Annotated in this window: 10 protein-coding genes and 1 tRNA gene; 4 read left to right on the top strand and 7 right to left on the bottom strand. The window is 71.6% G+C overall.

All coding sequences use genetic code 11. The features are described 5' to 3' along the window. Positions 1 to 18 precede the first annotated feature (18 nt). Genes PV963_RS09420 through PV963_RS09410 form a run of 3 tightly spaced genes read right to left on the bottom strand, consistent with a single transcriptional unit; the run spans position 19 to position 2,765 of the window. Positions 19 to 783 (bottom strand): SDR family oxidoreductase, encoded by a 765-nt coding sequence (locus tag PV963_RS09420; protein WP_274815194.1) that lies wholly within the window; start codon positions 781 to 783, stop codon positions 19 to 21. A gap of 13 nt (positions 784 to 796) precedes the next feature. After that, complete coding sequence (locus PV963_RS09415) at positions 797 to 2,194, bottom strand: GntP family permease (RefSeq protein WP_274815193.1); 1,398 nt, start codon at positions 2,192 to 2,194, stop codon at positions 797 to 799. Between the two features lie 52 nt (positions 2,195 to 2,246). Then, a complete protein-coding gene (locus tag PV963_RS09410) occupies positions 2,247 to 2,765 on the bottom strand; it encodes a gluconokinase (protein ID WP_274815192.1) in 519 nt (172 codons plus the stop codon). A 137-nt stretch (positions 2,766 to 2,902) separates the two neighbouring features. Between PV963_RS09410 and PV963_RS09405 the strand changes: the two genes are divergently transcribed. Further along, on the top strand, positions 2,903 to 3,604 hold the full coding sequence (locus PV963_RS09405; protein WP_274815191.1) for a FadR/GntR family transcriptional regulator: 702 nt from the start codon (positions 2,903 to 2,905) through the stop codon (positions 3,602 to 3,604). 6 nt (positions 3,605 to 3,610) lie between these two features. On the opposite strand, the gene PV963_RS09400 is transcribed toward PV963_RS09405, so the two are convergent. From PV963_RS09400 to PV963_RS09385, 4 genes are all read right to left on the bottom strand, one after another. Continuing rightward, positions 3,611 to 3,985 carry a YchJ family protein gene (locus PV963_RS09400; RefSeq protein ID WP_274815190.1) on the bottom strand — a complete coding sequence of 125 codons (375 nt, stop codon included), beginning with the start codon at positions 3,983 to 3,985 and terminating at the stop codon, positions 3,611 to 3,613. Positions 3,986 to 3,998: 13 nt separating this feature from the next. Continuing rightward, a complete protein-coding gene (locus PV963_RS09395) occupies positions 3,999 to 5,342 on the bottom strand; it encodes a M1 family metallopeptidase (RefSeq protein WP_274815189.1) in 1,344 nt (447 codons plus the stop codon). 68 nt (positions 5,343 to 5,410) lie between these two features. Next, complete coding sequence (locus tag PV963_RS09390; protein WP_274815188.1) at positions 5,411 to 9,277, bottom strand: Pls/PosA family non-ribosomal peptide synthetase; 3,867 nt, start codon at positions 9,275 to 9,277, stop codon at positions 5,411 to 5,413. Positions 9,278 to 9,604: 327 nt separating this feature from the next. Beyond that, positions 9,605 to 9,689, bottom strand: a tRNA-Leu gene (locus tag PV963_RS09385). Positions 9,690 to 9,883: 194 nt separating this feature from the next. On the opposite strand from PV963_RS09385, the gene PV963_RS09380 reads away from it, so the two are divergent. The 3 genes from PV963_RS09380 to PV963_RS09370 all read left to right on the top strand — a co-directional run bounded on the left by PV963_RS09380 (position 9,884) and on the right by PV963_RS09370 (position 12,595). Continuing rightward, the gene (locus PV963_RS09380) at positions 9,884 to 11,209 is read left to right on the top strand and encodes a M20/M25/M40 family metallo-hydrolase (RefSeq protein WP_274815187.1); all 1,326 of its coding nucleotides are present in this window, start codon (positions 9,884 to 9,886) and stop codon (positions 11,207 to 11,209) included. A 150-nt stretch (positions 11,210 to 11,359) separates the two neighbouring features. Next, positions 11,360 to 11,593, top strand: coding sequence for a chaplin ChpH (chpH, locus tag PV963_RS09375; protein ID WP_274815186.1), 234 nt, complete (start codon positions 11,360 to 11,362; stop codon positions 11,591 to 11,593). 129 nt (positions 11,594 to 11,722) lie between these two features. Beyond that, positions 11,723 to 12,595, top strand: a complete 873-nt coding sequence (locus PV963_RS09370; protein WP_274815185.1) for a chaplin — start codon at positions 11,723 to 11,725, stop codon at positions 12,593 to 12,595. The last annotated feature ends 110 nt before the right edge of the window (positions 12,596 to 12,705 follow it).

Raw genomic sequence — 12,705 nt, 5'->3', positions numbered from 1 at the left:
CAGCCTCCCGGCAGGTGGTCACAGCACGCTCGTCATACCGCCGTCGACGTACAGCACCTGCCCGCTGACGAAGTCGGCCGCGGGGGAGGCGAGGAACAGCACCCCGCCCACCAGGTCCTGGGTGCGACCCCAGCGGCCGGCCGGGGTGCGCCGCCGCACCCAGGCGCTGAACTCCTCGTCCTCGACCAGCGGCCGCGTCAGCTCGGTCTCGATGTAGCCCGGGCCGAGCCCGTTGACCTGCACACCGCTCGGACCCCAGTCCGCGCACATGCCCTTGGTGAGCATCTTCAGCGCGCCCTTGGTCGCGGCGTACGGCGCGATCCCGGGCCGTACCACCTCGCTCTGCAACGAGCAGATGTTGATGATCTTGCCGTGGCCGCGTTCCGTCATCCGGCGCGCCGCCTCCCGGCCGACCAGGAAGGCACTGGTCAGGTTGGTGTCCAGGATCCGGTGCCAGTCGGAGTCGGTGAACTCCAGCAGCGGGGCGCGCAGTTGCATGCCCGCGTTGTTGACGAGGATGTCGAGCGGGCCCACCCGCTCCTCGATCTCGGCGACCCCCGAGGCCACCGATGATCCGTCGGTCACGTCGAACGCCGCCGTGTGCACCCGGTCGCCGGGCAGCCCGGCGGCGGCCTCGGCGAGCCGGTCCTTGTCGCGTCCGTTGAGGACGACCGTGCAGCCGGCCTCCGCCAGACCGCGGGCGAGCGCGAGTCCGATGCCCCGGCTGGAGCCGGTCACCAGGGCCGTACGGCCGCTGATGTCGAAGAGAGGGTGAGCCGTCATCGCCGTGGCACTCCTAGATCACGAGGGACAACAGCAGGACGATGCCGCCGGCGACCACCGAGATGATCGTCTCCATGACCGACCAGGTCTTGATGTTCTGGCCGACGCTCAGCCCGAAGTACTCCTTCACCATCCAGAACCCGGCGTCGTTGACATGGCTGAAGAACAGCGAGCCGGCGCCGATGGCGAGGACCAGCAGGGCCGCGTGCGTGGTCGACATGTCGGCGGCGAGCGGGGCGACCAGACCGGCCGCGGAGACCGTCGCCACCGTCGCCGAACCGGTCGCCAGCCGGATCGCCACCGCGATCAGCCAGGCCAGCAGCAGCGCGGGGATCGACCAGTCCTTGGAGATGTCCAGGACCATCTGGCCCACCCCGGTGTCGATCAGCGTCTGCTTGAAGCCGCCGCCCGCGCCGACGATCAGCAGGATGCCCGCGATCGGCGCGAGGCTCTTCTCGACGAGCGGCGAGATCCGCTCCTTGGAGAACCCGGCGGGCCGCAGCAGCGTGAAGATGCCGACCAGCACCGAGGCGAGCAGGGCGATCATCGGGGCGCCGATCACGTCGAAGACCCGCTGGACCAGGTTCTCCGGGTCGTCCACGACGATGTCGACCAGCGCCTTGGCGAGCATCAGGATCACCGGCAGCAGGACCGTGAACAGCGTGGCGCCGAAGCCAGGACGCTTCTCCAGGTCCTCCGAAGCACGTTGCGGAATCATGCGGTCCGGGGCGGGGACGTCCACCCAGCGGGCCGCGTACCGCGAGAACAGCGGGCCGGCGATGATCACCGTGGGTATCGCGACGAGGACACCGAGGGCCAGCGTCACGCCGAGGTCGGCCTTGACCGCGTCGATCGCGACCAGCGGACCGGGGTGCGGCGGCACCAGGCCGTGCATCACGGACAGGCCCGCGAGCGCCGGGATGCCGATCCGCATCAGTGAGTAGTTGCCGCGCTTGGCGACCATCAGCACCACCGGGATCAGCAGCACGATGCCGACCTCGAAGAACAGCGGCAGTCCGATCACCGAGGCGATGAGCACCATCGCCCACGGCATCGACCGCCCGCCGGCCTTCGCGAGGATGGTGTCGACGATCTGGTCGGCGCCGCCTGAGTCGGCGAGCATCTTGCCGAGCATCGCGCCGAGGGCGATCAGCACACCGACGCCGGCGACCGTGGTGCCGAGGCCGGTGCTGAAGCTGGTGAGGACCTTGTCCAGCGGCGCCCCGGCGATCGCGCCGAGCGCCAGCGACCCGATGGTCAGCGCCAGGAAGGCGTGCAGCTTGGACTTGGTGATGAGCAGGACGATGACGGCGATGCCCGCCAGGACGGCGATGCCCAGCTGAGCGTGGCCGGCCGAGGTGATCGGCTCGGGTGCGTCCGCTGCCAGCATCTCGACGCTGAGTCTGGTCACGGGGATGGGTTCCCTTGCGTTCGGGGGGACTGGGGGAGGGGGCCGTCAGGGGTTACTGGACGGGCTCGGGGAGGTCCTCCAGGGCGAGCGCCGCCCGCTCGGTGATCTCCTCCGGGCTGCCCGAGACGTCCACGTCGACCCCGGCCTCGTCCGCCTGAAGCGGCTGGAGCGTGGCGAACTGGGAGTCGAGCAGCGCCGTGGGCATGAAGTGCCCCTGCCGGTGCGACATCCGGTCCTCGATGAGCGCGCGGTCACCCGTGAGATGCACGAAGACCACGCCGGGCGCGGCGGCCCGCAGCCGGTCGCGGTACGACCGCTTCAGTGCCGAGCAGCTGACCACCCCGCCGAGCCCGGCCCGCCCGTGCGCCCACGCGCCGATGGCGTCCAGCCAGGGCCGGCGGTCCTCGTCGGTGAGCGGGGTACCGGTCGACATCTTGGCGATGTTGGCCTGCGGGTGGAAGTCGTCGCCCTCGGCGTACGGAACGCCGAGCCGGGCCGCGAGCAGGGGACCGATGGTGGTCTTGCCGGTGCCGGCGACGCCCATGACCACGACGACGTGGGGGGTGTTCATCGCTGCCTCACTGTCTGCTGTCTCCGTCGACACGTGATGTCGACGCAACTGAAACCCATTAGGTACGACGAATTCAAGAGTCCGTGATGAATAAGTCTGACTTTTTGTCTCCGTGATCTACCCCGTACGCTGAGTGCATGAGCACACCGGGCCGGGGGCTGCACGGCCATGTACTGGACACCCTCGGCCCCGAGATCACGGCCGGCGAGTACCCGCCGGGCAGCGTCCTGCGCACGGACGAGCTCGCCCAGCGTTTCGACGTGTCACGTTCGGTGATGCGCGAGGCGGTCCGCGTCCTGGAGTCCATGCACCTGGTCGAGTCCCGCCGCCGCGTGGGCGTGACGGTCCGCCCGACGTCGGAGTGGAACGTCTACGACCCGCAGGTCATCCGCTGGCGCCTGGCCGGCAAGGACCGCGCCCGGCAACTGCGCTCCCTCACGGTGCTGCGCTCGGCGATCGAACCGGTCGCCGCGGGCCTCGCCGCCCGGCACGCCACGTCCGAGCAGTGCGCCGAACTCACCGAGTGCGCCCTCGGCATGGTCGCCAACTCACGTGGTCACAAGCTGGAGGAGTACCTCGTCCACGACATGACCTTCCACCGCGTCATCCTGGACGCCTCCGGCAACGAGATGTTCGCCCGCCTCGGCGACGTCGTCGCCGAGGTCCTGGCCGGCCGCACCCACCACGACGTGATGTTCGAGGACCCCGACCCGGCCGCCGTCACCCTGCACGTCCAGGTCGCCGAGGCGGTCCGCGCGGGCGACGCGGCGCGCGCGGAGGAACTGACCCGCGAGATCACGGTCGGCGCCCTCCAGGAACTCGACATCCTGGCGCCGTAGCACCCGCTACGGCAGAAACTCCCCGTCGACGTACACCCAGGCCCCGTCGACCCGCTCGAACCGGCTCCGCTCGTGCAGCGAGCCGCCCCGGTACGACGCCCGGAACTCCACGGTCCCGGTCGTGTGAAACGCGGTCCCGTCACTCGTCTGAAGGATCTCCAGCCCGGTCCACCGCATCCGCGGATCCGGCTCCAGCGTCCCGGGCCGCGTCCGCGGATGCCACGTCCGCAGCAGATACGCGACGTCGCCCTTCACAAAGGCGCAGTAGCGCGAGCGCATCAACGCCTCGGCGGTCGGCGCGGCAGCTGTCCCGGAGTGGTAGCGCCCACAGCAGTCGCCGTAGGCCCCGGGAAGGCCGCAGGGGCAGGAACGCGCAGTCATGCCGGTCATTGTCCTAGACGGCCGCACCCGTCCCGGACGAGGGCAGTGGCGGCAGCGCCGTCCCGTACACCCAGGCGTCGAACAGCTCGTCCAGCGGCTCGTCCGCGAACCGCGCCGCGTGCGCGGTGAAGGCCCCCGTGGTCACCGCCCCGCCCCGGTGCAGCCCCGCCCACCCGCGCAGCATGCGGAAGAAGGCGTCGTCGCCCAGGGCACACCGCACCGCGTGCAAGGTGAGCCCGCCGCGCTGGTAGAGACGGTCGTCGAACATCGACTTCCGCCCCGGATCGGCGAGCCGAAGGTCCTGCGGCAGCGCGGACAGCGACCGGTGTGCGGCGGCGGCCAGTTGCTGGGCGCCGCGGCCTCCCGAGCGCTCCGACCACAGCCACTCGGCGTACTTCGCGAACCCCTCGTTCAGCCAGATCTGCCGCCAGTCGGCGATGGACACGCTGTTGCCGAACCACTGGTGCGCCAGCTCGTGCGCGACCAGCCGCTCCGAACCCCGCGCCCCGTCCACGTGGTTGGACCCGAACAGCGACAACCCCTGCGCCTCGACGGGGACGTCGAGCTCCTCCTCGGTCACGACGACCGCGTACTCGTCGAACGGGTACGGCCCGAACAGTTCCTGGAACAGCTCCATCATCGCGGGCTGCCGTGCGAAGTCCCGGGAGAACCGGGGGAGCAGGTGCGCCGGAATGTGCCCGTGCTGCGGCACCCCGCCCGGGCCCGGGTCACCCAGCAGCACGGTCTGGTACTTCCCGATCGACAGCCCCACCAGATAGCTGGAGGTCGGCGCCGCCTGCTCGTACACCCAGGTGGTCGTCGAGGCCTTCGTCGTACGCGTGAGCAGACGTCCACCGGCCACCACCGCGTAGGCCGACGGCGTCGTGACCGAGATCTGGTACGAGGCCTTGTCGGCGGGCCGGTCGTTGCACGGGTACCACGACGGCGCCCCGACCGGCTGGCTCGCCACCAGCGCCCCGTCCTCCAGCTCCTCCCAGCCGAGGCCGCCCCAGGGGCTGCTCACCGGCCGGGGGTTCCCCGACCACTGCACCTCGACGGTGAACGCGGCACCGGCGCGCAGCGGCTTCGCGGGGCGGACGCGCAACTTGCCGCCCCGGTGCGTGTAGTGCGCAGCACGGCCGTCGACCCGCACCCGGCCCAGCCGGAAGTCCGCGAGGTTCAGCTGGAACTCGGTGAGCTGACCACGGCCCGCGATGGCGTTGATCCGCGCCGTTCCCGCCAGCCGGTTCGGCGCGGGGCGGTAGTCCAGCGTGAGCTCGTACCGATGCACCCGGTACCGGAGGTCACCGTTACCCGGGAAGTACGGGTCCTGACCCACTGACTGCTGAACCGCCACTGTTGCGTCCGCTCCCTGCACTGCGCTCGTACGACGTCCATCGGCCCCCGGCCCCGCGGGAGTACCGCCTAGCGACGCCATGCCTCGATCGGGTTGCCCAGCCAGCGCGTGTCGTCGGGCACGGACTCCGCGGCCATCACCAGGGACGCCGGACCCAGCGTGGTGCGGGCCCCGACGGCGCTGCCGGGCAGGACGATTCCGCCCGGGCCCAGAGTGGCGCCCTCACGGAGGACCACAGTATCCGTCCGCAAGATCCGGTCGTGGAAGAGGTGGGTCTGGAGCACACAACCCCGGTTCACGGTCGCCGCGTCGCCGAGCGTCACCAGGTCCGTCTCCGGCAGCCAGTAGCTGTCGACCCACACACCCCGGCCGATGTGCGCACCGAGCCCGCGCAGCCACGCCGACATCAGCGGCGTGCCCCGCACCGCACCGGCCAGCCACGGCACGGCCAGCACCTCGACGAAGGTGTCCGCCAGCTCGTTGCGCCACACGAAGGAGCTCCACAAGGGGTGCTCGCCGGCGCGATGCCGTCCCACGAGCAGCCACTTCGCCGCGATCGAGACGAGCCCCGCCGCGCAGCCCGCCCCGAGCAGCACCAGACCGGACAGCAGGGGAGCCCACCCGCCGAGCGCGCACAGCGCCGCCGCCGTCCCCACCGCCAGCGCCGCCGAGCAGAACACCGGCACGATCCGGCAGAGCTCCACCAGAGCGCGCGCCCACAGCAGCCGCGCGGGCGGATCATAGGTCCGGCTCTGGTCGCCGCCCGACGCGGCACGCGGCAGCCTCACCGGCGGCAGTCCCAGGTACGAGCTGCCCTTCTTGGCCTTCTTCGGCGTCGCCGACAGCACACCCACCAGGCCACCGTCCGGCACGCTCCGCCCCGGCGCGGTCATCCCCGAGTTGCCGAGAAAGGCCCGCCGGCCGATCTCCGCGCGCCCGATCCGCAGCCAGCCGCCGCCGAGCTCGTAGGGGGCGGTCAGTGTGTCGTCCGCCAGGAACGCGCCCTCGCCGACCGTGGTCAGGCTGGGCAGGGCCAGCACGGTGGACACCTCGGCCCGCCGCCCGATCCGCATCCCGAGCAGCCGCAGCCACACCGGCGTGACCAGCCCCGCATACAGCGGGAACAGCATGTCCCGCGACCGGTCCATCAGCTGTGTCACGGTCCAGGCCTGCCAGCCCACCCGGCTGTGCGTGGCGTGCGTGCCCTCCCGCAGCCCCAGGCTCAGCAGCCGTACGGCGGCCACGAGCAGCAGCGCGTACGCCAGCCCGAACGCGAGCGTCGCCGGCACCAGCGCGACGACAGCGCCACGCAGGGCCGCACCGAACCCGGCGTCCGGACCGACGAACAGCCCCGCCACCAGCAGCGCGGCAGCAGCCGAGACCACCGGCAACGCGGTCAGCGCGAAACCCGTCACGCCGTACATCACCCGCCAGTACGCGCCCCGCCCGGGCAGCTCCTTGGGCCAGTTCCGCTTGGCCCGGCCCAGCTTGACCGCGGGCGCGCCCGCCCACCGCTGCCCGGTGGGAATCTGCCCCGTGACCGCCGAACCGGGCGCCACCTCGGCCCGCTTGCCCACCCGCGCGCCCGGGAAGAGCATGCTGCGCGTGCCGACGACGGCGTGCGCGCCCACCTTCACCGGACCGATCTCCAGCCGGTCGCCGTCCAGCCAGTACCCGGACAGGTCCACCTCGGACTCGACGGCCGCGCCCCGGCCCAGCTTGAGCATGCCGGTGACCGGCGGCAGCGAGTGCAGGTCCACGTCCTGCCCCACCTTGGCGCCCAGCGCACGCGCGTACCGTTCGAGCCAGGACCCGGTCAGCGAGGTCGCCCCGCTGAACTCGGCCAGCCGCTCGGCCGTCCACAGCCGCAGATGGACGCTCCCGCCGCGCGGGTACCGGCCCGGCCGCACGCCCCGCAGCAGCCATCGTGCCCCGCCCGCGGCGAGCGCGAGGCGCCCGGGCGGGCTGAACAGCAGCACGGCGCCGGCCGCGACGAGCCACCAGGGCGCCGTCGGCAGCCAGGAGTAGCCGGGCAGCATGTTCCCGAGCGCGGCGAGCACCACGGTCCAGCGCAGCCCGAGCAGTGTGAACAGGGGAACCAGCACCAGGAGCTGGACGAGCTGGGCGCGCCTCGGCACCGGTGCCACGACCCGCCGGACCCCGTCGTCCTGCGCCGACTCCTCAAGATGCCGGGCCAGCTTCCGCAGGACGGGTTGCTGGTAGACGTCGAGGACGGCGGCGCTCGGATAGCGCGCGCGCAGTCTCGTCGTCAGCTGGGCGGCGGCCAGACTGCCCCCGCCGATCCCGAAGAAGTCGTCGGAGGCCGACGTGACCGGAATGCCGAGGACGTCCGTCCACTGCTCGGCGAGCCAGGCCTCGGTGCCGTACAGCCGCTCGGCCGGGCCGCTCGTCTCCAGTCCGTCCAGCGGCCAGGGCAGCGCGTCCCGGTCCACCTTGCCCGAGGTACGGGTCGGCAGCTCGTCGACCGGCGCGAGCAACGGCACCAGGGCTGCGGGCAGTTCGGCGCGCAGTCGCTCGACGGCCGCCGAGTGGTCCCAGCCGTCCTGGGTGACGACGTAGCCGACGAGGAGCTGGTTGCCGCTGCGCGCCGTCCGCACCGCGGCGGCTGCGCCGGCCGTCCCGGGCAGCGCCTGAAGCGCCGCGTCCACCTCACCGAGCTCGATACGGCGCCCACCGAGCTTGATCTGCTCGTCGGCCCGCCCGAGGAAGACCAGCCCCTCCGGTTCGGCCCGCACCAGGTCACCGCTGCGATACGCCCGCTCCCAGCCCAGCGACTGAAGCGGCGCGTACTTCTCCGCGTCCTTCTCGGCGTCTAGATACCGGGCGAGTCCGACCCCGCCGATCACCAGCTGTCCACTGCCGCCCATCGGCACGGGCTCCCCGGCCTCGTCGACGACGGCCAGCTCCCAGCCGTCCAGCGGCAGCCCGATCCGGATCGGCCCCTCGCCGCTCATCAGCGACGCGCACGCCACGACCGTCGCCTCGGTCGGCCCGTAGGTGTTCCACACCTCGCGCCCCTCGGTCACCAGACGCTGCGCCAGCTCGGGAGGGCACGCCTCCCCGCCGAAGATCAGCAGGCGTACGTCGTTGAGCGTCTCCGGCTCCCACAGCGCCGCCAGCGTCGGCACGGTGGACACGACGGTGATCTCCTGCTCGACCAGCCAGGGCCCGAGATCGGCACCACTCCTGACCTGCGAGCGCGGCACCGGCACCAGACAGGCGCCGTACCGCCACGCCAGCCACATCTCCTCGCAGGACGCGTCGAACGCGACGGACAGCCCCGCCATGACCCGGTCGCCGGGCCCGATCGGATCGTCGGTCAGGAACAGCGCGGCCTCCGCGTCCACGAAGGCGGCGGCGCTGCGGTGGCTGACGGCCACGCCCTTGGGCTTCCCGGTGGAGCCGGAGGTGAAGATGATCCACGCGTCGTGCCCGACGCCGGGCCGGGCGGCGGCATGGCCGGCGGCGCCGCCGACGGTCAGCTCGTGACCGGCCCCGACGACCACCCGCACCCCGGCCTCGCCGAAGACCAGATCGGCCCGCTCGTCGGGGTCCTCGGCGTCCACGGGCACGTACGCGGCACCGGTGGCCAGCACCGCGAGGATCGCCACGTACAGGTCGTTGGTGCCCGACGGGACCCGGACACCGACGCGGTCCCCGAGCCCGACGTCCATGGCGGCCAGCCGCTGCCGCAGGCGCTCCACCTCGACCGCCAGCGCGCGGTAGGTGAGCAGCCGGTGGCCGTCGTCGAGCGCGGGCTCGTCGGGGTGCGACCGTACGGACGCCTCGAAGATGTCGACCAGGGTGCGGGGGGAGGCCGCGGGACCGGCGGAGAAACGGGCCACGTCGGGGAGTTCCGCGCTCAACTCCCGGTCCAGCACGGTGAGGTCAGGGCTTTCGTGCAGGGCGGCCATCGGATCCTCGCGTCTCGAACCCGGACCATCCGGGGCGCCGGTGGGCCCGCAGGTCTGCCTGGGGATGTTCCGTTCCGGCGCGAACAAGCCCAATACTCTAGTGGTCGGGTGACTTCGCCCTGTCATGTCCGCTGCTCGGAGGCGACCGCGAGACCTCCTGAGGCCCGGCGCCCCCTGCTCCCACCTGTGCTTCTCCCGGCCTGGCGAGATGTCGCCCACATTTCCCCCGGCCGCCCCCGAAGAGCGTCGAAGGCACCGGAGTTGAGGGGAAGACTTCCTCCCCGGAAACGACGAAAAGCCCCTCGACGAGAGGGGCTTTTCGATCTGTGTCCGAGGGGGGACTTGAACCCCCACGCCCGATAAAGGGCACTAGCACCTCAAGCTAGCGCGTCTGCCATTCCGCCACCCGGACAAGGTGTCTGTCGCGCGGGTTCTCCCCGCGGCGACGACGTAAACATTACCAGGCTCCCAGGGGTGGCCGATCACCCCCGCCCGCACCCGGCCGGGCGTGAACGGCGTGTGACGGACCGGGACCGCTCTTGGGGAGCGGGCCGGGGAGAGGGAGGATGAGGAGGACCCAGCAGCAGTGACAGCGGGAGGAAGCGCGTGAGCGAGACGGACACGGCCAGGAGCGTCACCGGCGAGGACGAGGTCGTGGACCTCTGCCGCGAGCTGATCCAGATCGACACCAGCAACTACGGCGACCACTCGGGTCCGGGCGAGCGCAAGGCGGCGGAGTACGTCGCCGAGAAGCTCGCCGAGGTGGGACTTGAACCGCAGATCTTCGAGTCGCACCCGGGCCGCGCCTCCACGGTGGCCCGGATCGAGGGCGAGGACCGCTCCCGGCCCGCGCTCCTCATCCACGGCCACACCGACGTCGTACCGGCCAACGCGGACGACTGGACCCACCACCCCTTCTCCGGCGAGATCGCCGACGGCTGCGTGTGGGGTCGCGGTGCCGTCGACATGAAGGACATGGACGCGATGACCCTCGCGGTCGTCCGGGACCGGCTGCGCAGCGGGCGCAAGCCGCCGCGCGACATCGTCCTCGCGTTCCTCGCGGACGAGGAGGCGGGCGGCACCTACGGCGCCAAGCACCTCGTGCGCAAGCACCCCGATCTGTTCGAGGGCGTCACCGAGGCGATCGGCGAGGTCGGCGGCTTCTCCTTCACGGTCAACGAGAAACTGCGGCTCTACCTCGTCGAGACCGCCGAGAAGGGCATGCACTGGATGCGGCTCACGGTCGACGGCACGGCCGGCCACGGCTCGATGACCAACACCGACAACGCGATCACGGAGCTGTGCGAGGCGGTCGCCCGGCTCGGCCGGCACACCTGGCCGGTCCGGGTCACCAAGACCGTACGGGCCTTCCTCGACGAGCTCTCCGACGCGCTCGGCGTCGAGCTGGACCCCGAGAACATGGACGAGACCCTCGCCAAGCTCGGCGGCATCGCGCGGATGATCGGCACGACCCTGCGCAACTCGGCGGCCCCGACCATGCTGGGCGCCGGCTACAAGGTCAACGTCATCCCCGGCCAGGCCACCGCACACGTCGACGGCCGCTTCCTGCCCGGCTACGAGGAGGAGTTCCTCGCCGACCTCGACCGCATCCTCGGCCCGCGCGTGAAGCGGGAGGACGTGCACGCCGACAAGGCGCTGGAGACCGACTTCGACGGCCGGCTCGTCGACGCCATGCAGACCGCGCTGCGCGCCGAGGACCCGATCGCCCGGGCCGTGCCGTACATGCTCTCCGGCGGCACCGACGCCAAGTCCTTCGACGACCTCGGCATCCGCTGCTTCGGCTTCGCGCCGCTGAAGCTGCCGCCGGAGCTGGACTTCGCCGGCATGTTCCACGGCGTGGACGAGCGGGTGCCGGTGGAGGGCCTGAAGTTCGGCGTGCGGGTGCTCGACCGGTTCATCGACGCGTCCTGAAACAGCCCATACGAAACACCGCCATTCGGTCGGGTGTGCGGGATCGACTGGGAAGGGTGAATGCGACCATAAGCTCGTAGCCTCATTACTCCGTCCTCGTTACAGGTAATGCGATCGCAAGATGGGTCGCTTTGCCAACTAGGAGGAATAATGATCAAGAAGGTCGTCGCTGCTGCGGCTGCCACCGGTGGGCTGGTTCTCGCGGGCGCGGGCCTGGCCGTCGCCGACTCGGGTGCCCAGGGTGCTGCCGTGCACTCCCCGGGCGTCCTGTCCGGCAACGTCGTCCAGGCGCCCGTTCACGTCCCGGTGAACGTCTGCGGCAACACGGTCTCCGTGATCGGGCTGCTGAACCCCGCCTTCGGCAACACCTGCGTCAACAAGTGACGCTTCCCCCTCGCTGAGGGGAGTCCAAAGCCATCGGTCCCGGAGCGCGTGCCATGCGCTCCGGGACTGAACGCTTCTTTCAGGGAATTCGAGAAGAATTCGAGCCAGGTCGAAGGCAGGTATTCAGAAATGCGACAGGTCACCCGCAAGGGTCTGATGACCGTGGCGGCCGCGACCGGCGTGATCGCCGCCGCGGGCGGCTCCGCTCACGCCGCCTCGGGCGCACAGGGCTCCAGCTCGGGCTCGCCGGGCGTGCTGTCCGGGAACTCGGTCCAGGCGCCGGTGCACGCGCCGGTCAACGTGTGCGGGAACACGGTCAATGTGATCGGTGTCCTCAACCCGTCGGTGGGCAACTCGTGTGACAACCAAGGCGGTGGATCGTCGTCGGGGGGACACGGCGATTCGGGCGGCCAGGGCGGCTCGCACGCGGGCGGCCACGCCAGTGACTCGCCGGGCGTCGGCTCGGGCAACCACGTCCAGGCGCCGATCCACGCGCCGGTGAACGTCTGTGGCAACAGCGTCAACGTCATCGGCGTCGGCAACTACAGCACGGGCAACGACTGCGCGAACGGTGGCTCCGGCGAGCACCACACCAACCCGCCCGGCGGCGGCAACGAGGACCCGGGACAGCCGGGACAGCCGGGACAGCCGGGACAGCCGGGACAGCCGGGGGACCCGGGCCACCCCGGCAACCCGGGTGACCCCGGCGATCCGGGCAACCCCGGAAACCCAGGCACCCCCGGAAACCCCGGTGACCCGGGCGATCCCGGAAACCCGGGCGGCCCCGGCACCCCGGGCACGCAGCCCGGCGCGGACAGCGAGACGCCGGGCGGTTCCTCGCACGGCAACAAGCCGGGCGGCCAGTTCGTCACCCAGCCCAAGGGCGACTCCCAGCTCGCCAGCACCGGCAGCGACCTGCCGCTCGGACTCACCCTGCCGGCGAGCGCGGGCGCGCTGCTCGCGGGCTCGATCCTCTACCGCAAGGCGCGCACCTCGGCCTGACCGTCCCGGACGAGCCTGACAGTCCCGGAAAGGCCTGACAGTCCCGGAAAGGCCTGACAGTCCCGGAAACGGAGCGGGCCCCGCCGATGCGGGGCCCGCTCCCGTGTGTG

It is taken from the genome of Streptomyces coeruleorubidus (assembly GCF_028885415.1).
In the GTDB taxonomy this organism is placed as follows: domain Bacteria; phylum Actinomycetota; class Actinomycetes; order Streptomycetales; family Streptomycetaceae; genus Streptomyces; species Streptomyces coeruleorubidus_A.
Note: the sequence above shows the minus strand (reverse complement) of the source record. Positions and strands in the feature narration are given on the sequence as shown.